General features: G+C 45.1%; 24 protein-coding genes and 2 riboswitches. Of the genes, 1 reads left to right on the top strand and 23 read right to left on the bottom strand.

What is annotated here, in order from left to right:
- Positions 1-24 precede the first annotated feature (24 nt).
- From C6Y06_RS16105 to C6Y06_RS16120, 4 genes are read right to left on the bottom strand one after another with little or no spacing between them, the layout of a single operon-like run.
- Positions 25-1,290 (bottom strand): peptidase, encoded by a 1,266-nt coding sequence (locus C6Y06_RS16105; RefSeq protein WP_106037215.1) that lies wholly within the window; start codon positions 1,288-1,290, stop codon positions 25-27.
- Between the two features lie 14 nt (positions 1,291-1,304).
- A complete protein-coding gene (locus tag C6Y06_RS16110; protein ID WP_060595692.1) occupies positions 1,305-1,970 on the bottom strand; it encodes a 3-oxoacid CoA-transferase subunit B in 666 nt (221 codons plus the stop codon).
- Entirely contained in the window at positions 1,946-2,632 is a 687-nt protein-coding gene (locus C6Y06_RS16115) for a CoA transferase subunit A (protein WP_081311440.1), read from the bottom strand. Before C6Y06_RS16115 ends, C6Y06_RS16110 begins: the two co-directional genes overlap by 25 nt.
- 12 nt (positions 2,633-2,644) lie before the next feature.
- Positions 2,645-4,009, bottom strand: coding sequence for an aspartate aminotransferase family protein (locus C6Y06_RS16120; RefSeq protein WP_060595690.1), 1,365 nt, complete (start codon positions 4,007-4,009; stop codon positions 2,645-2,647).
- A 191-nt stretch (positions 4,010-4,200) separates the two neighbouring features.
- Between C6Y06_RS16120 and C6Y06_RS16125 the strand changes: the two genes are divergently transcribed.
- Positions 4,201-5,859 carry a PucR family transcriptional regulator gene (locus tag C6Y06_RS16125; RefSeq protein ID WP_106037216.1) on the top strand — a complete coding sequence of 553 codons (1,659 nt, stop codon included), beginning with the start codon at positions 4,201-4,203 and terminating at the stop codon, positions 5,857-5,859.
- On the opposite strand, the gene ablB is transcribed toward C6Y06_RS16125, so the two are convergent.
- The 19 genes from ablB to C6Y06_RS16220 all read right to left on the bottom strand — a co-directional run bounded on the left by ablB (position 5,854) and on the right by C6Y06_RS16220 (position 24,734).
- Positions 5,854-6,699, bottom strand: a complete 846-nt coding sequence (gene ablB / locus C6Y06_RS16130; protein WP_106037217.1) for a putative beta-lysine N-acetyltransferase — start codon at positions 6,697-6,699, stop codon at positions 5,854-5,856. The two genes, C6Y06_RS16125 and ablB, sit on opposite strands and share 6 nt — an antisense overlap.
- 22 nt (positions 6,700-6,721) lie before the next feature.
- On the bottom strand, positions 6,722-6,913 hold the full coding sequence (locus C6Y06_RS16135; RefSeq protein ID WP_066031222.1) for a hypothetical protein: 192 nt from the start codon (positions 6,911-6,913) through the stop codon (positions 6,722-6,724).
- A gap of 111 nt (positions 6,914-7,024) precedes the next feature.
- Positions 7,025-8,299, bottom strand: coding sequence for a phosphoribosylamine--glycine ligase (gene purD / locus C6Y06_RS16140; RefSeq protein ID WP_106037218.1), 1,275 nt, complete (start codon positions 8,297-8,299; stop codon positions 7,025-7,027).
- A 12-nt stretch (positions 8,300-8,311) separates the two neighbouring features.
- Complete coding sequence (gene purH / locus C6Y06_RS16145) at positions 8,312-9,850, bottom strand: bifunctional phosphoribosylaminoimidazolecarboxamide formyltransferase/IMP cyclohydrolase (RefSeq protein WP_060595685.1); 1,539 nt, start codon at positions 9,848-9,850, stop codon at positions 8,312-8,314.
- Positions 9,851-9,865: 15 nt separating this feature from the next.
- Positions 9,866-10,435 carry a phosphoribosylglycinamide formyltransferase gene (gene purN, locus C6Y06_RS16150; protein WP_060595684.1) on the bottom strand — a complete coding sequence of 190 codons (570 nt, stop codon included), beginning with the start codon at positions 10,433-10,435 and terminating at the stop codon, positions 9,866-9,868.
- On the bottom strand, positions 10,432-11,472 hold the full coding sequence (gene purM, locus C6Y06_RS16155) for a phosphoribosylformylglycinamidine cyclo-ligase (protein WP_066031224.1): 1,041 nt from the start codon (positions 11,470-11,472) through the stop codon (positions 10,432-10,434). The genes purN and purM overlap by 4 nt, the downstream gene beginning before the upstream one ends.
- Positions 11,473-11,567: 95 nt before the next feature.
- Positions 11,568-12,998, bottom strand: a complete 1,431-nt coding sequence (gene purF / locus C6Y06_RS16160; RefSeq protein ID WP_034664775.1) for an amidophosphoribosyltransferase — start codon at positions 12,996-12,998, stop codon at positions 11,568-11,570.
- Positions 12,974-15,205 (bottom strand): phosphoribosylformylglycinamidine synthase subunit PurL, encoded by a 2,232-nt coding sequence (purL, locus tag C6Y06_RS16165; protein ID WP_060595682.1) that lies wholly within the window; start codon positions 15,203-15,205, stop codon positions 12,974-12,976. Before purL ends, purF begins: the two co-directional genes overlap by 25 nt.
- The gene (gene purQ, locus C6Y06_RS16170; protein WP_034664782.1) at positions 15,189-15,872 is read right to left on the bottom strand and encodes a phosphoribosylformylglycinamidine synthase subunit PurQ; all 684 of its coding nucleotides are present in this window, start codon (positions 15,870-15,872) and stop codon (positions 15,189-15,191) included. Before purQ ends, purL begins: the two co-directional genes overlap by 17 nt.
- On the bottom strand, positions 15,869-16,123 hold the full coding sequence (purS, locus tag C6Y06_RS16175; RefSeq protein WP_060595680.1) for a phosphoribosylformylglycinamidine synthase subunit PurS: 255 nt from the start codon (positions 16,121-16,123) through the stop codon (positions 15,869-15,871). The genes purQ and purS overlap by 4 nt, the downstream gene beginning before the upstream one ends.
- Entirely contained in the window at positions 16,116-16,838 is a 723-nt protein-coding gene (gene purC / locus C6Y06_RS16180; RefSeq protein ID WP_106037219.1) for a phosphoribosylaminoimidazolesuccinocarboxamide synthase, read from the bottom strand. The genes purS and purC overlap by 8 nt, the downstream gene beginning before the upstream one ends.
- A 72-nt stretch (positions 16,839-16,910) precedes the next feature.
- Positions 16,911-18,206 (bottom strand): adenylosuccinate lyase, encoded by a 1,296-nt coding sequence (purB, locus tag C6Y06_RS16185; protein ID WP_060595678.1) that lies wholly within the window; start codon positions 18,204-18,206, stop codon positions 16,911-16,913.
- The gene (purK, locus tag C6Y06_RS16190; RefSeq protein ID WP_060595677.1) at positions 18,203-19,345 is read right to left on the bottom strand and encodes a 5-(carboxyamino)imidazole ribonucleotide synthase; all 1,143 of its coding nucleotides are present in this window, start codon (positions 19,343-19,345) and stop codon (positions 18,203-18,205) included. The genes purB and purK overlap by 4 nt, the downstream gene beginning before the upstream one ends.
- Positions 19,338-19,826 (bottom strand): 5-(carboxyamino)imidazole ribonucleotide mutase, encoded by a 489-nt coding sequence (purE, locus tag C6Y06_RS16195; protein ID WP_044141605.1) that lies wholly within the window; start codon positions 19,824-19,826, stop codon positions 19,338-19,340. Before purE ends, purK begins: the two co-directional genes overlap by 8 nt.
- Before the next feature lie 169 nt (positions 19,827-19,995).
- Positions 19,996-20,097: riboswitch (purine riboswitch) on the bottom strand.
- A gap of 79 nt (positions 20,098-20,176) precedes the next feature.
- Complete coding sequence (locus tag C6Y06_RS16200; RefSeq protein ID WP_012009137.1) at positions 20,177-20,377, bottom strand: NETI motif-containing protein; 201 nt, start codon at positions 20,375-20,377, stop codon at positions 20,177-20,179.
- A complete protein-coding gene (locus C6Y06_RS16205; protein WP_024424505.1) occupies positions 20,374-20,928 on the bottom strand; it encodes a DUF2179 domain-containing protein in 555 nt (184 codons plus the stop codon). The genes C6Y06_RS16200 and C6Y06_RS16205 overlap by 4 nt, the downstream gene beginning before the upstream one ends.
- Before the next feature lie 202 nt (positions 20,929-21,130).
- Positions 21,131-21,931, bottom strand: a complete 801-nt coding sequence (locus C6Y06_RS16210) for a hypothetical protein (protein ID WP_066031228.1) — start codon at positions 21,929-21,931, stop codon at positions 21,131-21,133.
- 218 nt (positions 21,932-22,149) lie between these two features.
- Entirely contained in the window at positions 22,150-23,475 is a 1,326-nt protein-coding gene (locus tag C6Y06_RS16215) for an NCS2 family permease (protein ID WP_106037247.1), read from the bottom strand.
- A gap of 145 nt (positions 23,476-23,620) precedes the next feature.
- Positions 23,621-23,722: riboswitch (purine riboswitch) on the bottom strand.
- A gap of 115 nt (positions 23,723-23,837) precedes the next feature.
- A complete protein-coding gene (locus C6Y06_RS16220) occupies positions 23,838-24,734 on the bottom strand; it encodes a LysR family transcriptional regulator (RefSeq protein WP_034664796.1) in 897 nt (298 codons plus the stop codon).
- Between the last annotated feature and the right edge of the window lie 45 nt (positions 24,735-24,779).

Below are 24,779 nucleotides of genomic sequence, written 5' to 3' on the forward strand. Positions count from 1 at the left end.
TGTAATTATTTTCTGCCTCTTTCATCACTCCGCTGCTTCACACCATTCCACCATCGTACCTGCGATAATTTCTGCTGCTTCAATCACATGCTCAATATCGATGGATTCATTCGGAAAATGGGCAAGCTCTGTTGTTCCAGGTCCAAACACGATGATCGGAATACCTGCCGCCTGTGACAGTAATCCGCCGTCTGTTCCCCAAGGAGCGGCTTCGATCTTTGGCGGCTCCTTCTTGACTGCTTCATATTGTTCCTTCAATAGACATAAAAGTGGATGATCCGTATCGATTGAGCCTGGAAGCCATCTTGCCCCAAACCATTCGACCTCGACAGGATGATCTTTGAACCATTCATCCTTTTCCCCAAGTCCCGTCATCCAATTTTCTAATTCCTTCTCTGCCTGCTCAACCGTCTCACCTGGCATCACTCCAAGTCTGCCCTCCATTGTGACCAGATCTGCTACAGAGGACGGCCAATCACCGCCTTGAATTTTCCCCATGTTGATGGGGATCGGAATTGGGATATGCTGAAATAACGGCTCGGTGATGCGCTGATTTCGTTCTTCTTCAAGTGCCGCTATATGCGTAAGAACGATCATACTCTTTTCAATAGCGGAAACACCGTGATATCTTGTTCCGCCATGAGCTGCCCTTCCTTTAATATACAGTCTGAACCACTTAGATCCCTGCTGAATCGGAAAGATTTTCATATGACTTGGTTCTGGAATGATGGCCGCATCTGCTGTATACCCTCTCAGTATGGCTGCAAGGGTGCCTGCACCGCCGCTTTCTTCTTCGACGACACTATGAAACACAACATCTCCTTTCAGCGGAATCTGAAGCGCATGCAGTGCCTCTAGTGCGAAGAGTAAAGAAACATTTCCGCCTTTCATATCTGTTGCCCCGCGTCCATAAAGTCTCCCGTTTATGATATGCCCGCTGTAGGGCGGATATGTCCATTGTTTCGTATCTCCTGCTGGAACAACATCCACGTGCCCATTTAATAAAATGGATTTGCCGCCGCCTTTCCCCTTCAATCGTCCGGCGACATTGGGACTTCCTTTAAAGGAACGCCTCGGGGAATAGAAATACGGATGTTCCAGCAGGTCTTCTCCGCCAATGTCCCATACATCTACATCAAAATCAATTGCGGAAAGCTTATTTGCTACAATTTGCTGCACATCTTGTTCATTCCCTTGGGTGCTTTCACATTGCACCATTTGCTGAAGAAGCGCAATCGCTTCATCTTGGTGCTCTCTCATCCAGCTTCTGATCCGTGTAATTGGCTGCAAGTCAGTCATCCTTTCTACACAACAGATTTGACATCAGGCGCTAAAATTAATGGGGCCTCTGTCGCCCTTATGACATCTTCCGGCTGAAACGGCGGCATGACTTCACGTAAAATGAGCAGCTGTGATTTGACCTCAATGACTGCCATATCCGTAATAATCAGATCCACACAAGACTTAGCGGTTAAGGGCAGTGTACAGGCAGATTTCACCTTTGACTCACCGTGTTTATCAAGGTGGCTCATCACCACCACAACCTTTTTCGCCTTTTGCGCAAGCTCAATCGCTCCGCCCATCCCCGGTACTCGTTTGCCCGGCACAATCCAATTCGCAAGATCACCCTGACTGCTTACTTCAAGTGCACCTAAAATGGTCATATCAAGCATACCTTTCCGAATGATGCCAAAAGCTGTCGTGCTGTCCATGTATGAACCGCCTTTTGTTAATGTAATGGGAAAACCGCCTGCATTGCACAAATTCGGATCTTCTTCTCCTTGTGCTGGTGAGGCTCCTGCCCCCATAATGCCGTTTTCTGCATGAAGCCATACGTTGTAATGCGCTGGAATGTAATCAGCCGCAAGGGTCGGGATGCCGATCCCTAGATTGACGATCATACCATCTTCAATTTCCTGCGCCGCGCGTTTGGCTATGCGGTGTCTTAAATCGATGTCTCCCATGCCCATGTCCAGTTCACTCCTTTTGATTGCACGATCTGGTTCACAAATACCCCTGGTGTCACGATTTCTTCTGGATGAAGACTGCCCACAGGCACGATCTCTTCCACTTCCGCAATGGTCCAGTCTCCTGCCATCGCCACAATCGGGTTTGTATTCCGTGCACTTTTATCAAAAATCAGATTTCCTGCTTCGTCTGCTTTGAGGGCATTCACAATGGCAATATCCGCTGTTAGCGCAGGCTCAAGGATATATGTGTTCCCGTTTAGCGGAACGAGCTGCTTCTCATCGAGATTGAGGCTATCCATGCCGACATCTGTCACAATGCCTGCCAAGCCCATCCCGCCTGCTCGAATTTTTTCTGCTAGAATGCCTTGCGGGTAAAAATGAACGTCTAGTGTACCTGCCTGCATTTTCTGTCCGGCTATTGGATTTGAGCCAATATGAGAAGCAATGATCTTCTTGACTCTTCCTTCTGTGATCAGCCGGCCAACACCTATTTGCGGGAAGCCTGCATCGTTTCCGATCAATGTCAGATCTTTGATATTCGCTTCTAGGATGGCGTCGATCAATGATGGCGGGGACCCTACGCCGCCAAACCCGCCAAACATGATGGTCATGCCGTCCCTAAAATGCGTGATCACTTCATCAACATTCGCTGTTTTGTTCATCATCTTTCCTCCCTACATCGCAGATGGGAAAAACCCTCGGTTGATGACTTCTTGTTCGACCTGCGTGATTGTCTGCTCAAATAATTGAATGAGTTCATCCATCTCCTGCTGCGTGATGGAAAGCGGCGGTGCAATCATGACCGCTGCACCTCCCACTCCATCCTCTCCAGCGCTTGCTGGGTAAACAAGCAAGCCATTTTGCTTGGCCGTCTCAACGACTAAATGCGTCATTTGAGCATGGGCAGGAAATGGTGTTTTCGATAAGCGGTCTGCGACAAACTCAATGCCAATGAGCAGTCCCTTTCCTCTCACATCTCCTATGATGAAATGGTTTGTTTGCAAATCCTTTAAAGCATTCATTAAATATCGGCCAGACAGATCCGCTCGTTCAGGAAGCTGATGTTTTTTCATATATCGTATGACAGCTAGTGAGACGGCTGCTGAAAGCGGATTGCCGCTATAGGTGTGACCTGCCATCACAGAACCTGAACCGCTCAGAATCGGTGCGATAACATGATCTGCTGAGACGGCTGCCGCAATCGGTGAATAGCCGGCACTCATGCCTTTGCCGAGAACCATAATATCTGGTACGACGCCCCAATGTTCCATCGCAAACATTTTCCCAGTTCGTCCAAAGCCTGTCATGACTTCGTCTGCAATCATTAAAATACCGTTTTCCTCACAGACACGCTTCATCGCTTCAAAATATCCGTCTGGCGGTACAAGCGCCGCTCCCGATGCTCCAACAATCGGCTCTGCAATAAAAGCGGCAATCCTCTCTTTTCCTATACGCTGAATGACGGTTTTAAATTCCTGGACATACCATTCGACCTGCTTGACCTCTTCCTTTGGCAGCCATGAACGATAGCTATATGGCGGAGACAGCACCGGATGCTTTTCGAGCAATGGTTCAAAGCGCTCTCTCCTTGCAATATGTCCTGACATCGACAGCGCACCGAGTGTGATGCCGTGATAACTCATCCATCTTGAGATAATGTGATTTTTCTCAGCCTTCCCCTGCTCCTGCCAATGCTGAATAGCAATTTTCATAGCCGTTTCCGTTGCCTCTGATCCGCTTCCGACAAAAAAAGACCAGTTCAGGTTACCTGGGCAAAGCGTACTCAATTCATAGGCAAGTTCTTCTGCTGGTTCATTTGTGAATTGCGATCTGTACGTAAAGCTCACTTTTTCCGCTTGCTCTGTCATGGCATCAATGATCTCACGTATGCCATGTCCAATACTTGCCGTGACAGCCCCCGAAGAGCCGTCTAAATATTTTTTCCCGTCCCGATCATATAAATAAATCCCCTCTCCTTTCACAGCCACAGGATAATGCTGATTCAACATCGGTTTGATTAAGTAATCCCGGGTCTCCACTTTGCCATTCCTCCCTCTCTTGTCAGCAGCTGCATCTTTCTTTTTTCATGAATCGCAAGAAAATTTTGTATACTTGTTATAAGATTAGCTTAATCAAGAGGGCAGTCATCCTCCATTCGCCACATGCCCGAATTTCACACGCATTTTTTATACATCGTGTATAAGAGTGTTCAAAAGGAGGTCATGAGTCTATGGCGATTCTCGTCAAAGATGCACTCTCGCTCGATATCATGAAGGGAACAAAGCTGCTTGCTGGAGAAAATGGACTGGACCGACTCATTCAATGGGTGACCATCGTGGAAATCATCGAAGACACGTCAAGACTTTCCGAAGGGGAATTGCTCGTCACAACCGGATTCGGACTCGCGGACAATCAAGAAAGACGCGACCGGCTTGAGGAATTGATTCAATCTCAAAGGCTATCAGCCATCGCTATTTATAAAGGTGTATACTTAAGCGACATTCCAGCATCACTCATTCAAGCAGCGAAAAATAGCGGCATTCCGCTCATCGAAATTCCGCCGCACATCAATTTCTCAGACATTACAAAAGCCGTCCTAGAACAAATCGTGAGCAGTCAGCTCCATCAGCTTAAATATTCATCAGCGATTCATCAAAGACTGACCCAATTAAATGTAAGGAATAAAAATGTGACGCAAATTACAGATGAACTGGCACATCTCACTGCAGCGAACATCGTCGTGCTTGATGTCTTTTTACATCAAACAGCGGTTCATCTCATCAAAGATGAAGTGACGTACTCTCCTGCCTTTGGCTTTCTGACAGATCGTGAACCAATTGAAACCATGCCCCTTCTTAAGCAGGCAGAGGAGAAAGGCCGGCTCGTCTATGACACGTGCGGAGCGTTTGTCCTCGCCGCATGTCCGGTGATTGCGATGGGGGATATTTTCGGGTTTATTGTGTCTTTAAAGAAAAAGGATACGTGGCATCATCTCGACGCGATTGCCATTGAGCATGCCGGGGCAGTGTATGCGATTGAATGGCTGAAGCAAAAGGCCATTCAAGATACAGAAAACCAAATGCAGGGACATTTGTTAGATGATATTTTGCAGCAGCAATATACAGAAGAAAGCTACGTGGTCGAACAAGCAACAAAGCTGCAATATGATATGAGCGATGAGCAGGTGGTGATCTACTTTCAATTCCAGCATCAGCACACACAGCTCGATCATCAAATGATGCAGCGCCTCTCTCAATTACTCACATCGATATTTGAACGCAGACATATTCCCTTTTTACTAAAGGCAAGGCTCGATTCCATTTTTGTCCTGACACCCGCAGGAAAAAAAGCGTTTCAAGAAGCGGAGTGGTATCGCGCAGCAGAGGAGTGCCGGAGCACTTGGTCGTATTTTTTTCCCGTCCATCCGATTGTCATTGGCATCGGGAGAGCCTATGACCAGATCAGTCTCTTTGCAAAAAGCGCGAAGGAAGCGCAGTATGCAGCAAGGCTCCTTCCGCTTTTAAAAACAGACGAAAGCATCATTCATTATCAAAAGCTTGGCTTATATGGCATGCTTCTTGAAATGAATGAAGCGGGTATGAATTTGCATGACTTTTACGTGGAGCTGTTAAGTCCTTTGCTTTTTACGAAAAAACAAGGGGCTGACCTGATCCATACACTCGAAGTGTATTTGGCACACAATGAAAATATTCAAAAATCTGCGGGAGAATTGTTTATTCATAGACATACATTAAGCTACCGGCTGAAACAAATTGAAACGAGAACAGGCTGCAGCCTCAAATCCACTGATGATCGGATGAAGCTGCAGCTCAGTATCATGGCGTACCGTCTATCTGGTCTGCTAGATCAGATGAGAACCATTTCATGATTCATTCGGCGTTTTGACCCATAGATTCATATCTTCAATTTTGTCAAAAATATAGCAGTTGTTTTGGAAGCGCCCGGTATACGTATACCCGAGCTGATAAAACACTTGATTCATCCCATAGGACAGTGCACGTGCAAGAGAATAAAAGACATAGATATGCATCGACTGGAGTTCTTTTTCAAGTGCTAGAATCAAATGATGCATGAATCCTAGTTTTCTGTATGATGGAAGGGTCGCACAATCTGTTAATTCCGCATGGCCATATAACGCATTGATTTCAGCGGATGCTGCACTCACAATGTGTCCGTCATGTTCAACAACATAAAAGACAGTCCCTTCCGCCATTACCTTTTGGATATAATCTGGCTCGTTCATTGGCGTAGGATACGTTTCAAAGACCGTATCATAGAGCTTTGCCAGCTTGTGAATATCCTTCGGATCGGCTTTCCTCATCACATACTCATCCTGCCACGTGCCTTGGTCTTTTTTCATCTCCTTCGCTTGAATGGATGCGACGATCTTATCTTCCTCCAGCCAATACGAACTGTTCATTCGATCCTCAGTGAGAAAAAGCGACATGCCGTACGCATCACTTCCGAGGAAATAATGAGAAAACACCCCTTCAAGCCGAAAGCCTTTTTCTAAAAAAAGAGGTACATGCTCACGTCTTACTTTCACAATGACCTTAGAAGCCTTGCAGTCCGCCGCTTCCTGAAGTACCGACTGAATCACATCCCGCACCCTGCCGCTATAGTCATCCAAACGGATTCGCTCATTAAATGAATCAATACAGATCGAGGCAGAAAAACGCTCGTTCGCAAGTTCCTTCAATTGCACCATACACTCATTCCTCTCTTATGAATCAGTTAATAAAGAATTTCCAAATGGATGAGACAATCGCCATACTCACCAATATAGACATGCTCATATACATCATGGCTGATCTCTTTTTGACTTTGTTTTGCTTTCTTGCTTCATTCATGATGAGATTTGAGAACACGACAAATAAAATAAGTAATACGATTGCAAATAGAATGATTCCTTGAATGACCATACTGCCTCCTCATCAACTCGTGATCCCATACTACTTCTTCATATTCGATCGGCATCCCTTCTCATGAACAAAAAACACCTTTCCATCTCATCAGATAGAAAGGTGTTTTAATTAAACGGATTTCCCCGCAGCCTTCAGTGCACGGGCGCCAATGTCACGGCGGTAAAATAGACCTGGCTGCATGATTTCTTCAACCGCTTCATACACTCTTGATCTTGCCGCTTCAAATGTATCGTCAAATGCGGTTACATTAACTACACGGCCGCCATTTGTGACGAATTGATCGTTTTCTTTTTTTGTTCCTGCGTGGAAGGTCACGACATCAGACACCGTTGTTTGCAAAGCACCGATTGGTGTGCCTTTTGCGTAGTCCTCCGGGTATCCTTCTGAAGCAAGAACGACACTGATAGCGGCAGTGTCTTTCCACTGTAAGTCCACATCTTTTCCATCTAGAATATCGAGGAATACTTGGACTAGATCTGATTCAAGACGAGGGAGAACCACCTGCGTTTCAGGATCGCCAAAGCGTGCATTGAATTCAATGACCTTTGAGCCTTCTGGTGTCAGCATTAAGCCTGCATATAAAATGCCTGTAAACGGACGCTCTTCCTGCACCATTGCGAGAGCCGCCGGTTTGACGACATCTTCCACCGCTTTTTGGACGACTTCATCTGAAATTTGCGGTACTGGCGAATAAGCCCCCATCCCGCCGGTATTCGGTCCTTTGTCATCTTCAAATGCCCGTTTGTGATCCTGCGCGATCACCATTGGGTACACCTTTTCTCCATTGACAAAGGCCATCAGTGAAAATTCCTCGCCTGTTAAAAATTCCTCGATGACGACAGATGCACTTGCATCGCCAAACTTTTCATCTTCCAAAAAGTCGTGCAGACAGTTGATCGCCTCTTCAAGTGTCATAGCGACTGTCACGCCTTTTCCTGCTGCAAGACCGTCTGCTTTAATGACAATTGGCGCACCCTTTTCTTCCACATAAGCCTTCGCTTCTTCAAACGATGTGAAGGTAGCGTAAGCGGCGGTCGGGATATCATAGTTTTTCATTAAGTCTTTTGCAAATTCCTTTGAGCCCTCAATCACCGCAGCTTTTGCATTTGGTCCAAATACCTTTAGATCTGCCTCTTCAAATGCATCCACTACACCTGCAATTAAAGGAACCTCTGGACCGACAATCGTTAAGCCGATTTCATTATCTTTTGCAAAACGAATTAATGCCTCATGATTACCTTCATCGATTGGGACAAGCTTCGCAGCATCTGTCATTCCATCATTGCCGGGTGCGACAAATACTTGGCTGACAAGTTCACTTTGCTTCACTTTCCATGCGATGGTATGCTCTCTTCCGCCTCTGCCGATAATTAATACGTTCACACTGTCATCCCCTTAATGTTTGAAATGTCTAACGCCAGTGAAGACCATGGCGATGCCGTATTCATCTGCCTTTTGAATCGATTCTTCATCACGAATGGAACCGCCTGGTTGAATGATCGCTGTGACGCCTGCCTTCGCAGCAGCTTCCACTGTATCGCCCATCGGGAAGAATGCATCAGAGCCTAGTGCGCTTCCTTTCGCTTTTTCACCTGCTTGCTCAATCGCAATGTTTGCTGAGCCGACGCGGTTCATCTGACCAGCACCAATCCCTGCTGTCATTTGATCTTTCGCGAGGACAATAGCATTTGATTTCACATGCTTGACGACTTTCCATGCAAGCTTTAAGTCTTTCCATTCGTCTTCTGTAGGTTCTCTTTTCGTTGGAATAGAGATCGTTGCTTCCTCTAAGCCATACGTATCAATATCCTGCACGAGCAGTCCGCCATGGACACTTGTCAGCTGCTTTTCTTTTTTCTCAAGATTCGCTTCTACATCTAGTGTTAATAGACGAAGATTCTTTTTCGCTGTTAACACGTCAAGTGCTTCTTGACTAAAAGATGGGGCGATGACGATTTCTAAGAAAATCGTATGCAGCACGTCAGCCGTTTGTTTGTCTACTTCACGGTTAAGCGCCACAATGCCGCCAAAAATAGAGGTTTCATCTGCTTTGAATGCACGGTCAAAGGCTTCAGCAATCGTTTCTCCTGTACCAACGCCGCACGGATTCATATGTTTTACAGCCACAGCCGCTGGCTCCGTAAATTCACGTACGATTTGAAGAGCTGCATCTGCATCTTTGATATTGTTATAAGAAAGTTCTTTTCCATGTAATTGCGTTGCAGTAGCCAAAGAGCCTTTGCTTGGAAGAGCATTTTCATAGAAAGTCGCCGCTTGGTGCGGATTTTCTCCATAACGAAGGGATTGTTTTTTCTCAAACGTGACGGTGAACTGCTCTGGCTCTGTTTCGCCAACAAAGTTCGTTAAATAATCTGCAATGAGGGCATCGTAAGCAGCTGTATGACGGAATACCTTCGCCGCAAGCTCACGTTTTTTCTCAAGTGACACGCCGCCTTCTTTGATTTGCTGAACGACTGTACCATAATCACGAGGATCGACAATCACTGTGACGTCTTGGTGGTTTTTCGATGCCGCACGAAGCATTCCCGGTCCGCCAATATCAATGTTTTCAATTGCTTCTTCATACGTTACATCGTCTTTTGAGATCGTCTCTTTGAAAGGATAGAGATTCACGACAACAAGATCAATCGGCTGAATGCCATGCTTTTCAATCTGTGCCATATGCTCATCGTTTTCTCTCACTGCCAATAATCCACCATGAATGTTTGGGTGAAGTGTTTTGAGTCGTCCGTCCATGATTTCAGGGAATCCAGTGACTTCAGAAATCCCAATGACATCAATGCCATTCTCTTGAAGAAGCTTATGTGTACCTCCAGTTGAAATCACTTCAACACCAAGTTCTGTTAATTCTTTCACAAAAGGTACTAGATTCGTTTTATCGGAAACACTGATTAATGCGCGTTTGATCGTCATGCCTTCGTCACCTCATTAAGATAATTCTAAAAGTGATTTGATCACTTTTGGATATAGTGTGTGTTCTAGTTCATGCATTCTTTTTTCAATCGATGCAAGCTCTTCGCCTTGTTCAATATAAATCGCGGCTTGATCAATAATCGGACCTGTATCCATCCCTTCATCGACAAAATGGACAGTGATGCCTGCCACCTTGACACCTGCTTGATAGGCTTGTCCGATGGCATCAAGACCTGGGAAGGCTGGGAGCAAAGATGGGTGAATATTCACGATTTTCCCTCTATACGCTTCAAGTAATGTCGGACCGATCAGTCTCATATACCCAGCAAGGAAAACCCACTCTACTTCATGAAGCCTAAGCTGTTCGATGATCGTTTGTTCAAAAGCGGCTTTATTCGGAAAAGCCTTCGGGGTAAAAGCAAAGGAGGCAATACCCTCTTTCTCAGCACGCTCCAGCACCTTCGCACCCGGTTTATCACAAATCACAATGGCGGCCTCTGCCTGCCACTGTTCTTCTTTTAACGTATCTATAATGGCTTGAAAGTTCGTCCCGCTTCCAGAGGCGAAGATCGCAAACTTCTTCATGAGAGGCTTCCACCGCCGAATGTGACACCTTCTCCTTTTTGAACACGTCCGATGAGAAATGCTTTCTCTCCATCTTGTTCAAGCTCACTAATCACATCCACAAGATCGTCCTCTTTTACAGCTAGGACAAAGCCGATGCCCATATTAAACACGTTGAACATCTCTTCTGCCTTCAACTGACCCTTTTCTTGAATAAAGGAGAAAATTGGTGGTACTGGCCATGAGCCGTTATCAATCTCAACGCCAAGACCTTCAGGCAGCATACGTGGTAAATTCTCGATAAAGCCACCGCCTGTCACATGTGCCATGCCGTCAACTTTGCCGGCTTTTACTTGTTTGAGAACGGGCTTCACATAAATTTTTGTCGGTTCAAGAAGCTCTTCACCGAGCGGTCTTGTAAAAGGTTCATACGTTTGGTGCAGATCAAGACCAGCGTCTTCCAGCAAAACTTTACGAACGAGAGAGTAGCCATTGCTATGAATTCCGCTTGAGCTCAGTCCAATGAGCAAATGTCCCTCTTTGATGCTGTCTCCTGTCACGATTTCATTCTTTTCAACGACACCTACCGAAAAACCAGCAATATCATATTCTTCTTCTGTGTAAAGACCTGGCATTTCGGCTGTCTCACCGCCGACAAGTGCTGAACCAGACTGCTCACACCCGTCAGCCACACCTTTGACAATGGATTCAATTTTTAGCGGATCTGCTTTTCCAACGGCTAAGTAATCTAAGAAAAAGAGCGGTTCTGCCCCTTGTGCAAGCACATCGTTGACACACATGGCCACGGCATCGACGCCGATCGTATCGTGTTTATCCATTAAAAAGGCAAGCTTTAATTTCGTTCCGACACCATCTGTTCCTGAAACAAGAACAGGCTTTTTATATGGCAGCTCAGATAGATCAAACATACCACCAAATCCACCTAGAGCGCCCATGACACCTGCTCGTTTTGTACGTTCTACGTGTGTTTTCATTCGTTTGACGGCTTCATACCCTGCTTCGATGTCGACACCGGCGTTTTTATATGCTTCTGACATCCCATTCACTCCTTTTAGCTGCTGCTTTCCATGTATTTTCGGCAGAATGAAAGAGCAGCATATCAACTCATCTTGACTGCTGCTCCTTTATTCGATTATTTCGTCAGGACCGTTTCCTTCACATGCGGAAGAACTGTATCTTCATAAATTTCAGTCGGGTATTTCCCAGTAAAGCATGCTAAACACTGACCGCGCTGCGGATCATCATACTTCCTGCCAATCCCGTCCATTAAACCGTCTACAGATAAAAATGCAATGGAGTCTGCACCGATTTCCTGTCTAATTTCTTCCACTGAATGAGAAGAAGCAATCAGCTCTTCGTGTGTGGACGTATCAATTCCATAAAAACATGGATGCGCGATTGGCGGTGAACTAATGCGTACATGGACTTCCGTCGCACCCGCTTCTCTTAGCATCGTGACAATTCTGCGGCTCGTTGTACCGCGTACGATGGAATCATCCACCATCACGACACGTTTTCCTTCGACAACCCCGCGCACAGCAGACAGCTTCATCCGTACGCCCTGCTCACGCAATGCTTGAGACGGCTGGATAAACGTCCGGCCGACATAACGGTTTTTAATCAAACCGAGCTCATACGGAATACCTGTTGCTTCGGCATATCCAATCGCTGCAGAAATACTGGAATCTGGTACACCTGTCACAACATCTGCTTCGACATGCGCTTCTTCGGCAAGCTTTTTGCCAAGATTCTTTCTCGCACTATGCACATTGATGCCGTTGATATTGCTGTCAGGTCTTGAGAAATAAATGTATTCCATGCTGCACATGCTGCGGTTTATGTTCATCGAGAAGCGCTCAGATTTCAAGCCTTCATCATTAATGATCAGCATTTCGCCAGGCTCCACATCACGTAAATACGTAGCGCCAACGACATCAAATGCACATGTTTCAGAAGCGACAACATAAGCATCTCCAAGCATACCAAGTGAAAGCGGGCGTAAGCCGTTCGGATCAAGCGCCACGATCATTTCTGTTTCCGTCATGATTAAGAAAGCATATGCTCCTTTCAGCATGGACAGCGCATTTTTGATCTGCTCTTTTAATTCAATATGCCCGCTGCGCTTAATTAAATGAGCCAGCACTTCGGTATCAGAAGAGGTCTGGAAAATGCTCCCTTGGTTCTCTAGCTGCTGCTTTAACTGCGTTGCATTCACTAAGTTTCCATTATGAGCAAGGGCAAGACTGCCGTTGTTTTGCGAGCGGAAGAAGAGGGGCTGCACATTTTCAAAGCCGCCTCCGCCTGCTGTCGCATACCGAACGTGTCCGATCGCCCCTTTTCCTTTCAAATCCTTTAGCTCACCGTTTTGAAAGACTTCCGTAATCAGTCCAAGGCCTTTGTGTGATGTCAGGTTCTCACCATCTGTTGCAATGATTCCCGCACCTTCTTGTCCTCGGTGCTGAAGGCTATGCAATCCGTAATATGTGATTTGCGGGGCTTCTTCGTGTCCCCAAACCCCAAAGACACCACACTCTTCATTTAAGCCTCTGATTTCAGCAAGCATGGGATCGCTCCTTTCCATGCACGTTCAAGCTCGTTGACCGCTGCATGAATCCATTGTTGTCCTTCTTGATTTTTGACAGTAAATATACCATCATTTGTAACCGTTCCGACTTCTTTCGCATCTTTGACAGCCGCAGCAAACGCTTCGCGGTGCTCTGGTCTCACTGTGACAACAAAACGTGACTGTGTTTCACTGAATAAGGAAGCTTCGCTGTTTAAATCGATTTGGATATCAGCGCCAAGACCGTCTGTTCCAAATGTACTTTCAGCAAGTGCTACACCTAGTCCGCCTTCAGATACATCGTGTGCTGATTGAACGAGACCGTTTTGAATCGCGGCTAGCAGAGCTTCTTGACGCGTCAGCTCTACATCCAAATCAATGTCTGGTGCTTTTCCGTAAATACGGCCTTCTGTCATCTTTTGAAGCTCACTGCCTGCGAATTCTTCCTTCGTCTCACCAATGACGAAAATCACATCGCCAGCCTGCTGGAACGATTGAGTCGTAATATGAGCAGTATCTTCAACCAAACCAACCATTCCAATGACTGGAGTTGGGTAAATCGCTGTTCCATTTGATTCGTTATATAAAGAGACGTTCCCACCGATAACTGGTGTGCTTAGCGTGCGGCATGCTTCGCTAATACCGTCAGCTGACTTTTCTATTTGCCAGAAAATTTCTGGTTTCTCCGGGTTACCGAAGTTCAGGTTATCTGTCACTGCTAGCGGACGCGCGCCTGAGCAGACAATGTTACGTGCTGCTTCAGCGACTGCGATTTTCCCGCCAACCTCTGGATCAAGGTAGAGATAGCGTGCGTTACAATCTGTTGTCATCGCTAGGGCTTTTTTCGTTCCGCGGATTCTTAGTACGCCCGCATCAGAGCCCGGTGCAACAACCGTATTTGTCCGAACCATGTAGTCGTATTGATCATAAACCCATTCTTTACTTGCAATTGTTGGCTGCTGAAGGAGCTGCTTTAACGTTTCGGCTGCATCTGTGATGGCTGGAGCTTCAACTTTTGTTTCTAAAAACTCACGATAGTATGCAGGCTCACTTGACGGCTTGTGATAAACCGGTGCTTCTTCTGCAAGAGCGTCAACAGGAAGCTCACATACGACTTCACCTTGATGGAGTAAACGAAGCATTTTATCGTCTGTCACATGACCGACTGATACCGCTTCAAGATCGTATTTTTCGAAAATATCAATGATTTCTTGTTCGCGGCCTTTTTCAATGACCAGCAGCATTCTTTCCTGCGATTCAGACAGCATCATTTCGTATGCCGACATACCTGTTTCACGCTGCGGAATGAGATCTAGATTCATCTCGATTCCAGAACCTGCTTTACTTGCCATTTCCGCGCTTGAGCTTGTTAAGCCAGCCGCTCCCATATCTTGAATCCCAACGAGCGCATCGTTTTTGATGACTTCAAGGCACGCTTCAAGCAGCAGCTTTTCCATGAACGGATCGCCGACTTGAACCGCTGAACGTTTTTCTTCTGATTCATCAGAAAATTCTTCAGACGCAAATGTTGCACCGTGAATACCGTCACGTCCCGTTTTAGCACCAACGTACATCACCGTGTTGCCGACACCTTTGGCCTGCCCTTTTTTGATGTCCTCATGGTTGATTAATCCAACACACATCGCATTTACGAGCGGATTGCCTTCATAGCTTTGATCAAAATGAACTTCTCCGCCGACTGTAGGAATTCCGATACAGTTTCCATAGCCTGCGATCCCTGCCACTACTTCTTCAAACAAGTACTTCACGCGCGGTGAAGTCAGTTCACCAAAACGAAGAGAGTTTAGTACAGCAATTGGACGCGCACCCATGGAGAATACATCACGGATAATTCCGCCGACACCTGTTGCCGCTCCTTGATACGGTTCAATCGCAGATGGATGGTTATGTGATTCGATTTTAAATACAACCGCTTGGTTGTCTCCAATATCAACGATTCCAGCGCCTTCCCCAGGACCTTGAAGAACATGCTCTCCTTTTGTCGGGAATTTGCTTAAAACAGGCTTTGAGTTTTTATAACTGCAATGCTCTGACCACATGACAGAAAAAATACCCGTTTCTGTGTAGTTTGGCAGCCTGCCAATAATGGATTCGATTAAAGCGAATTCTTCATCACTCAATCCCATTTGCTGATACAATTTCTCTTCTTTAATTTGCTTGTGACTTGGTTCAAGCAGTAGTGACATGAGTGTCCCTCCAATTTTTCACGATAGATTGAAACAATTTAAGTCCGTCTGCGCTGCCTAGTAATGAATCAACCGCGCGCTCAGGGTGCGGCATCATGCCGAGTACATTGCCCTCTTCATTCGTTATACCTGCAATTCGATTGACACTGCCGTTAATATCGTCTCCGTAAGTGAAAGCGATTTGGCCATTTTGAATGAGCTTCGCTAAAGTGTCTTCATCACAGTAGAAGTTGCCTTCACCGTGTGCTACAGGAATCGTAATGGATTCGCCTTTTTGATAGCCGCTTGTAAATTGCGTTTCGCTGTTCTCTACAATGAGTTCAACTGAACGACAGATAAATTTCAAGTCTTTATTTCGTCTCATCGCACCTGGAAGAATGCCAAGCTCCTGAAGAATTTGGAACCCGTTACAAACACCGAGAACAGGCTTTCCTTCCGCAGCTGCTTTTTTCACCGCCGGCATGATGTTAGAGAAGCGAGCGATCGCACCACATCTTAAGTAATCCCCATAAGAGAAACCGCCTGGTACGAGTACACCGTCAAATCCGTCTAGACTCGTTTCGTCGTGCCATACATATTCAACTTGTTCACCTAACTCATCTTGAATCGCATGGTACATATCGATATCACAGTTAGAGCCAGGCAAGACGATCACTGCAAACTTCACTGTGCGACAACCTCCTCCACCTCATAGCGGTAATCTTCAATCACCGTGTTGGCCAGTAATTTTCCACACATTTCTTTGACGACTGTGTCTAAATCACGATCTGATTTTTCAATGACAAGCTCCATGTATTTCCCGATACGGACATCCTTTACTTCCTGATAAGACATGCTGTGCAAGGCGTGCTGCACGGCACTTCCTTGTGGATCAAGAACGCTCTCTTTTAAGCTGACAAAAATTTTCACTTTATACATGTTTATGGCCTCCAAGTCTTTTGAAAATTTCTTCGTATGCATTCGTCAAGCCGCCCAGGTTTCGTCTGAACACGTCTTTATCAAGCTTTTCGTTTGTATCTTTGTCCCAAAGCCTGCACGTATCAGGTGAAATCTCATCAGCTAGCAAAATACGATTCTCGTGATCTATTCCGAATTCAAGCTTGAAATCAATTAAATTCACATGGCAGTCTGAGAAGATTTGCTTTAACTCTTCATTCACTTGTCTTGTGATCTGTTTCATTTCCTCGACCTGCTCTGGTGTCGCTGCATCTAAAATGCGAATATGATCTTCTGTAATGAGCGGATCGCCGAGTGCATCATCCTTGTAGTAAAACTCGATCAATGGTGTATCCAGTTTTGTTCCCTCTGGAATGCCAAGGCGCTTTGACATACTGCCTGCCACCACATTTCGTACTACTACTTCAAGCGGAACAATCTGCACCTTTTGAATGAGCTGTTCTGTTTCAGAGATTCGTTTCACAAAGTGATTGTTGATCCCTTTCTCATGCAGCATTTGAAAGATTAAGCTTGAAATTTCGTTATTCAGTCTGCCTTTGCCTTCAATTTCAGCTTTCTTTTCGCCGTTAAATGCTGTCGCTGAGTCTTTATATTCGACATATAAAATATGCTCGTCATCGGTCCGATAGATTTTTTTCGCTTTGCCTTCGTAGAGAAGTTCTTGTTTCACAGTCATTCAGGTTGGCCTCCTAATTTGAATGTTGGCAATTTTCAGGATTGGGTGCCTGACAAGCAGGCGGCCCATTTCTTACACAAGACCTAGACGTTCGAAAATCATATCGACATTTTTCAAGTGATAGTTGTAATCGAAGCAGTCAGCGATTTGTTCAGGTGTTAAGCGTGATGTGATTTTTTCCTCCGCTTCTACTAATGAACGGAATGGCACTTGCTTTTCCCACGCTTCCATTGCCTTTGGCTGAACCGTATCATATGCCTCTTCACGTGCCATGCCTGTATCGATTAATGCAAGAAGAACGCGCTGTGAGTAAATCAAGCCAAGTGTGCGGTCCATGTTGCGTTTCATGTTCTCAGGGAAGACCGTCAAGTTCTTCACGATGTTTGAGAAACGGTTCAGCATATAGTTCAGTGCAATCGTTGCATCTGGTAAAATGATGCGCTCAGCAGAGGAATGAGAAATATCACGCTCATGCCAAAGCGGTACATTTTCATAAGCTGTCAGCATATATCCACGGATGACGCGGGCAATTCCCGTCATGTTTTCAGAGCCGATTGGGTTCCGTTTATGCGGCATCGCTGATGATCCTTTTTGTCCTTTTGCGAAGAACTCTTCTACTTCACGTGTTTCACTCTTTTGAAGTCCACGAATTTCAACAGCAAATTTCTCAATGCTTGTTGCGACGAGTGCAAGAGTAGCCATGTAATCTGCATGACGATCACGCTGCAAGGTTTGGGTTGAAATTGGTGCAGCTTTGATGCCAAGCTTCTCACATACATATTGCTCAACAAACGGGTCGATGTTCGCATATGTGCCAACAGCACCAGAAATTTTGCCGTATTCGATGCCAGCTTTTGCTTGTTTAAAACGTTCTAGGTTACGCTTCATTTCTTCGTACCACAGACCAAGCTTCAGGCCAAATGTTGTCGGTTCAGCGTGTACACCGTGTGTACGGCCCATCATGACGGTATATTTGTGCTCTTTTGCTTTTTCTTTTAGGATGTCAACAAATCTCTCAATGTCCTTGAGCAAGATATCGTTCGCCTGTTTTAATAGATATGAAAGCGCCGTATCCACTACGTCTGTAGATGTTAACCCGTAATGAACCCACTTTCTTTCTTCTCCTAGAGATTCAGATACAGCACGCGTAAAGGCAACCACGTCATGGCGCGTGTCTTGTTCAATCTCTAGAATACGATCAATATCAAAGCTTGCATTCTTACGCATAGTCACAACGTCTTCTTTCGGAATGACACCAAGCTCTGCCCAAGCTTCACAAGCGAGAATTTCTACTTCAAGCCATGCATTAAATTTGTTTTCCTCTGTCCAGATTGCTGACATTTCTGGTCGTGCGTAACGTTCGATCATTTCCCGTTTCCTCCATCTCTTTCAGTCCATATCTTTGTGATGTTTGTCATCCATTCATCATCAAGCTGTTTCATAAATGTCATATGCCCCATTTTGCGGCCGGCTTTTACTTCATGCTTTCCATATAGATAAAGCTTCGCTTCTTTGAGAAGCTCAGGATGCTCTGTTGGGATGTCCACTTCATCGCCTAATAAGTTCACCATCATGCCCTCTGAGAAAAGGGCTGTACCGCCAAGCGGCAAACCACATATCGCGCGAACGTGCTGTTCAAACTGACTCGTCTCACATAAATCGAGCGTATAATGACCAGAATTATGCGGGCGAGGCGCCAGTTCATTGACGAGCAGCTCTCCCTCGTTTGTCAGGAACAGTTCTACAGCAAGTGTACCGACTAGCCCCAGCTTTTCAGCCAGTGTCGTTGCCAGCTCTTTTGCCTTCTCCTGAATACGTTCCTCTACCCTTGCAGGCACAATGCTTTGGAACAAAATGTTATGCTTATGAATGTTCTCAGCGACTGGGAATACCGCAATCTCCCCATGAATAGAACGAGTGACGATCACCGAGAGCTCCATTTGAAATGGGACCCAGCTTTCTAAAATACAAGTTCCATGTGTGAGCAATTCAGATGCTTCGTGAAGCTGTCCTTTTTCCTTGATCACATACTGCCCTTTTCCGTCGTAGCCGCCTCTGCACGTTTTCAGAACGGCTGGCAAACCAAGCACGGCCACTGCGTCTTCCAGCTCTTTTTCATCATGAATGATGCGATAAGGCGCGACTTCACAGCCTGCGTCTACAATCCCTTTTTTCTCCGTTTCACGATTTTGAGTTAAAAGAAGAAGTTCACTTCCTTGCGGTAAATTGGCTTCTTCCTTCAATTGATTAAGTGCATCATAATCAATATTTTCAAATTCATATGTCACGACATCGCTGATTTCTGCCAGCTGTCGAATCGCTTCGAGGTCACTATATGCACCTGTGATTTCTGTATCAGCAACCTGTCCACAAGGAGATTGTGCGACTGGATCTAACACAGCTGCCCGGTATCCCATTTGTTTTGCGCTGACGGCCATATATCTGCCAAGCTGTCCTCCGCCGATAATACCGATGGTTGCGTTTGGAAAAATGGTCTGCTTAGCCAAGCTGATCACTGCTTTCTAGTACAGTCTGTTTTGTTTGCTCTCTTCTTTCTTCAAGGCGAGCAGCGATTGTTTCATCAAATGCTGAAATCATTTGCGCGGCAAGAAGCCCTGCATTTGTTGCACCGGCTTTGCCAATCGCCACTGTAGCAACCGGTACACCGCCTGGCATTTGAACGATGGATAATAAGGAATCCAGCCCATTTAGTGCTTTTGATTGTACGGGCACACCAATGACCGGCAGTGTCGTTTTTGCTGCGACCATCCCCGGTAAATGTGCTGCGCCTCCAGCACCGGCAATGATGACTTTTAGTCCTTTACCTCTTGCTTCTGTCGCATATTCAAACATCAAGTCAGGTGTCCGATGTGCGGATACCACCTGTTTTTCATACGGAATGTCTAATTCCTCTAAGATATCGCACGCATGTTTCATTGTTTCCCAATCAGATGTACTTCCCATGATGACACCTACAAGCGGCTTCATTTTGTCCCCACCTTTAAGCTGATATTCGATTTTGTATCGTTTGACACGCTTCCCAAACCTAAGCAGCTTGTCAAACGCCGAACAAAAAGGCCCGATTTGCATTGCATTGTTAGGAAGCAACACAAACCGGGCCATGGTAAGCGCTGTTCGCTTTTGAAACGCCATGTCAGTTTTGTTCACTATCCTGCATAGTCCAGTCATTTACGGTAACTGGGTAGAAACTTATGGGCCATATTCCCAAGATTATATGAGGCTCGTGTTTTGATTTCATGTTTATCTTAACAACGGATGTTCATGATGTCAACGGATTTATCGAACAATCTATGAAGTCGTCGTTTTAATGTTCGGATTTAGACTATTTTTCCTTCAAATACGATTTTTTTCCCAATCGGAATGATCTGAATCGACCCATTTTCCTTCTTTTCCTGAAAAATGGGCTCCTCCATTCGTCGGACAGGCGAGTAGCCTTCCGCTGCCATCTGGGACAACACTTGATCGATCGTCATGTTGTCTTCCACATAGAATTTCTTCTTCTTTGGTTTTGCGGTCATTCTTTAATTCTCCTTTTCTTCACAGCCTTCACCCAGAAGCCGCCGTGAATCGATTTGGGCTCATACGAAATGATAAACGCCTTTGAATCCAGCGTTTTAATCGTTTCATATAATTGCAGTTCATATTTTCTCGGTGTTAAAATTTGCAATGCTGTCCGGTCTCCTTCAAGACCGCCTGCTACCCAGCTGGTGACACCATATCCTTTTTCTCTCAATTGTCTTGGGAGATCGACATCCAATTCTTTTGTGATCACGTTAACAGTTGTGTAGCCAAGTGCCAGCTTCTCTTCAATTTTCATCCCGACAATGATTCCCATCCCATAACCTAGCGCATACGCAATGACATTTTGTATCTGATCTAAGTTATCAAGTACGATACTTAACCCAATGACATAAATAAGCATTTCAATCGTACCAGCAAAAGCAGCTGCGTACCGTCTGCCTTTCATTGTTAAAATCAAACGCATAGTGGAAAAAGAAACATAGACAATATTAATCACTAAAATGATCAAAACCATGGTGAACGCATTGGATAAAAGTTGTTGAAGCACGATTCGAACCCCCTGCACTAAAAATCAAATAAAGCACCCCATATTCTACTAGAGAACATACCTTGATACAATCAAATTTGCGCGAGAAAAACACATATATCTTTCGACAACAAAGGTGGTCTTTGTTACCAAGAGTTTACCCGTTTTTTCCTCTTCTCAACATGAAAGCCTCCTTTTTCAAAAAAGGAGGCTTTCAGTGTGTTTATCCAAATCGAACAGGAACAAGTGATGGAATCAAATACTCTCCGACAATGCTCCAGAGCAGCGCGATGATGACAAGCTCAACCAATAAAAAGACCCAGCCCGCATACATCAAATCTCCACGTTCGGCATCATGCTCCGATTGAATCGAGCGAAAGAGTACGACCGCAATCAACTGAAGGCCGACAAACATCATCACGGATAATATGACGGTCACATATGGAATATTCAGCATGGCAAATACAAGCCAAAGGATGGATAAAACTAAAACCGGCACAAGCGCAGCGCCAAACTTCTTGATCACTTCTTTCAGTGATATGTTTCCTTTTAGCATGTACTTTCCGAGTAACCAGACGGTAAGCATCATCAATGTCAACAGGATGAGTGTAAAGACCGCTACCCTCAAAAAGGCGTCACCAAAAGAGTAATGAATGCCAAAGCCTAATAAACGGGTCTTTGACGCCTTTAATTGAACATAGTTGCCTAAAGCAAAAAACACGCTGAATAACACAATCGAGATCCAGGCATACTTCATCCGTAATGTTTCCGCTTGATTTATTGCTCGACTCGGTGATTTTAACATCGCAAGTCCATATGAGCCATAGCGCTTAAACGCGCCTCCTACACCTTGCAGCATACGCTGAATGGCAGAACGCTCATCAGCCGCTGCTGCTTTTGCTTTCGAGGTTCTTCCACGTTTTGCGGCGCTTCTGCTGAGGCGGGATTGCCTCGTTTCTTGATCTATTGATGGCTCTTCATTTTTTAAGTCTGATGTACTTTGCTCTTGATCTTTTTCTAACATCTCATATCAACTCCTATCCAGCACAATCCTTACAGGCTCATACGAATGACCTGTTCGGATGACTCCTCTTAAAGTAGCGGAGTCTCTCTGTTCAGTCAAGATGCCTTGACGTTCATACGAATAGACGGATAAAAGGCAGCAGAGGTTTTAAAATGGCAAGAAAATTAGACAAAACAAAAAAACAGCAGCTTCCATGAGCTGCTGTTTTGATTGCACAATTAATGATTTAAGAAAGCAAAGTAAAGAATAAAGATCACAAACAATCCGTACATAATCGGATGTACTTCTTTGGCTTTCCCTTTAAAGATCATCGTAATCGGGTAGAAAATAAAGCCAACCGCAATCCCTGTTGCAATACTGTATGTGAGTGGCATCATAATCATCGTTAAGAAGGCTGGTACTGCAATTTCAAAACGATCCCAGGCAATCTTCGCAAGCGGAGCGACCATCAGTGCACCGACAATGATTAAAGCAGGTGCTGTCACATTCGATGTAACGATGGATAATAGCGGCGAGAAGAACATCGCAAGCAAGAAGAAAATACCTGTCACGACAGCTGCAAATCCAGAACGCGCACCAGCAGCTACACCTGAGCTGGATTCAACATAAGACGTTGTCGTCGATGTTCCAAGGACAGAACCTACAACGATTGAAGATGAATCCGCCAGAAGTGCTCTTCCTGCACGCGGCAGCTCATTATTTTTCATTAAACCAGCTTGGGTTGCAACAGCCACAAGCGTTCCTGCTGTATCAAAGAACCCAACGAATAAGAACGTTAAAATCACGACAAGCATTTGAATTGAGAAAATTTCTGGTAAATGAATCAAGGCTTGGCCAAAGGTTGGAGATAAGCTTGGAATACTTCCCACAATTTGCGTCGGTACTGGTACAAGACCAACGATCATTCCTGCAATAGCTGTCACAAGCATCCCGATGAAGACACCTGCATTCACTCGAAGAACCATTAAAATGACAGTCACAACGATACCAAACACCGTTAATAAGACAGGGCCACTGTGAATGTTTCCAATCGAAACGAGCGTATTATTATTATTGGCGATAATGCCAGAGCCTTGCAGACCGACAAACGTAATGAACAAACCAATACCCGCACCAACCGCCAGCTTCAGCTCAGCCGGAATGGCATTGATGATTTTTTCACGGAAACCTGTTAAAGAAAGGGCAACAAAGATCAATCCTGAAACAAACACACCAGAAAGTGCTGCTTCCCATGTGATGCCCATGCCAAGAACAACCGAGAAGGCGAAGAAGGCATTCAAACCCATACCTGGTGCAATCGCAATCGGATACCTGGCAATCAACCCCATCAGAATACACCCTGCGGCAGAGGCTAACGCCGTCGCTGTAAAGACAGCGCCCTGATCAATTCGTAATTTATCTGGAAAATCCGGTACGGACACTAAAGCAAGTGTGATCGGATTGACAAACAAAATGTAAGCCATCGACAAAAATGTGGTTAAACCACCGATGATTTCTCTGCGGTAATTCGTTCCTAACTCATCAAACTGAAAAAACTGTTTCAAAGCCAACTGACTCCCTTCATGTCCTTTTGCTTTAGTCTGTCCCATTCACAAGTCAAATAAAAAACGCCCCAACAGTTTTGGGACGCTTGACTACAAGTGTGAATTCAGACCGTGACATAAAACAAGAACAATGCATGATTTATATCAAACGAGTGTGAATTGACGTAGTCAAGCCATTTACGGTAGCTTGGTAGAAACTTGCGGGCCATATCCCCGCGATTATACGACTTCTATCTATTTGATTTCTGTGTCTATTGTACCAACTTCATTTTTAAAACACAATACGAAAAGCGAACAATTTTCAAAGAAATGTCCGCTTCATTCGTCTTATTACACGAATTTGGAAAACCACATCTAGTTCTTTATACACCCTTCTCTAAATCCTTCTCTTTTACAAAAACCGTTTCGGCCACATGGAAAAACTCTTTCACTGCCGGAGAAGCTTGGGAGAGAGAAGGACAGGCGAGCGCAACCTCACGATGATGAGACACATTCAGCTGACGAATGTGCACAAGCTGCTGCGTTTTTAAAAACAACTCAGGGCCTATCGTGACACCAAGCCCTTCCCCGACCATACGAGCAATAGTCGTACAATCATGTACTTCAAATAAAGTAGCCGGCTTCAATTGGGCCTCAGAAAAAATATCCTCTACATGTGATTGATACATGCCAGTCGGCATAATAAAAGGTTCATCCGCCAAATCTGTTATGTCTACAATGGGCTGCTGGTGGAATCGATGATGAGGATGATAAGCGACCACCATCTCATCTTTGATCAGCGGCAGCAAGTCGAAGGCTTCATCCGCATGGCCTTTCACAACAAATCCAACATCAATAATGCCAGAATCCAGCCACTCCAATATTTCTTCATACGTCCCCTCATAAAATTTAAATTCGATTTTCGGATGCTTTTTCTGATAGCTTACAAGCAGCTTAGGCAATAAACAAGCAGATGCACTGGCAAATGTACCGATACGAATCAAGCCTGTTTCAATATTTTTCGTTAACGCAATTTCTTGCTGGATCTTCTCCATCCTATTTAACACTTCTCTAATATGCGGGAGAAGAGTTTGACCGATGTCCGTCAGCATAATGCCCTTTTTTCGGTCGCGAATGAATAAAGACACACCCCACTCCGTTTCTAAACTTGCCACTGCATGACTCACGGCGGACTGCGTCATATTTAATGCTTCAGCTGCTGCGGTAAAACTGCCAAGCTCCACCACTTTTGCGATAATATCAAAGCGAACAAAGCTCATGAGTATTCACTCATCCCCTTCATGAAAAACATCAATTTTACTTAT

Origin of the sequence: Bacillus sp. MZGC1 (genome assembly GCF_002998605.1) — a bacterium.
Classification (GTDB): domain Bacteria; phylum Bacillota; class Bacilli; order Bacillales; family Bacillaceae; genus Bacillus.

Coding starts and splice junctions, on each gene's coding strand:
- purL (WP_060595682.1), bottom strand. CDS start 15,205: ATGTCACTACTGCTTGAACCAAGTCACAAGCAAATTAAAGAAGAGAAA.
- C6Y06_RS16200 (WP_012009137.1), bottom strand. CDS start 20,377: ATGACCGCAAAACCAAAGAAGAAGAAATTCTATGTGGAAGACAACATG.
- C6Y06_RS16115 (WP_081311440.1), bottom strand. CDS start 2,632: ATGAACAAAACAGCGAATGTTGATGAAGTGATCACGCATTTTAGGGAC.
- purH (WP_060595685.1), bottom strand. CDS start 9,850: ATGACGATCAAACGCGCATTAATCAGTGTTTCCGATAAAACGAATCTA.
- C6Y06_RS16110 (WP_060595692.1), bottom strand. CDS start 1,970: ATGGGCATGGGAGACATCGATTTAAGACACCGCATAGCCAAACGCGCG.
- purF (WP_034664775.1), bottom strand. CDS start 12,998: ATGCTTGCTGAAATCAGAGGCTTAAATGAAGAGTGTGGTGTCTTTGGG.
- purE (WP_044141605.1), bottom strand. CDS start 19,826: ATGAAGCCGCTTGTAGGTGTCATCATGGGAAGTACATCTGATTGGGAA.
- C6Y06_RS16125 (WP_106037216.1), top strand. CDS start 4,201: ATGGCGATTCTCGTCAAAGATGCACTCTCGCTCGATATCATGAAGGGA.
- ablB (WP_106037217.1), bottom strand. CDS start 6,699: ATGGTGCAATTGAAGGAACTTGCGAACGAGCGTTTTTCTGCCTCGATC.
- C6Y06_RS16135 (WP_066031222.1), bottom strand. CDS start 6,913: ATGGTCATTCAAGGAATCATTCTATTTGCAATCGTATTACTTATTTTA.
- purS (WP_060595680.1), bottom strand. CDS start 16,123: ATGTATAAAGTGAAAATTTTTGTCAGCTTAAAAGAGAGCGTTCTTGAT.
- purM (WP_066031224.1), bottom strand. CDS start 11,472: ATGTCAGAAGCATATAAAAACGCCGGTGTCGACATCGAAGCAGGGTAT.
- purC (WP_106037219.1), bottom strand. CDS start 16,838: ATGACTGTGAAACAAGAACTTCTCTACGAAGGCAAAGCGAAAAAAATC.
- C6Y06_RS16210 (WP_066031228.1), bottom strand. CDS start 21,931: ATGTTAGAAAAAGATCAAGAGCAAAGTACATCAGACTTAAAAAATGAA.
- purB (WP_060595678.1), bottom strand. CDS start 18,206: ATGATCGAACGTTACGCACGACCAGAAATGTCAGCAATCTGGACAGAG.
- purN (WP_060595684.1), bottom strand. CDS start 10,435: ATGAAGAAGTTTGCGATCTTCGCCTCTGGAAGCGGGACGAACTTTCAA.
- C6Y06_RS16220 (WP_034664796.1), bottom strand. CDS start 24,734: ATGAGCTTTGTTCGCTTTGATATTATCGCAAAAGTGGTGGAGCTTGGC.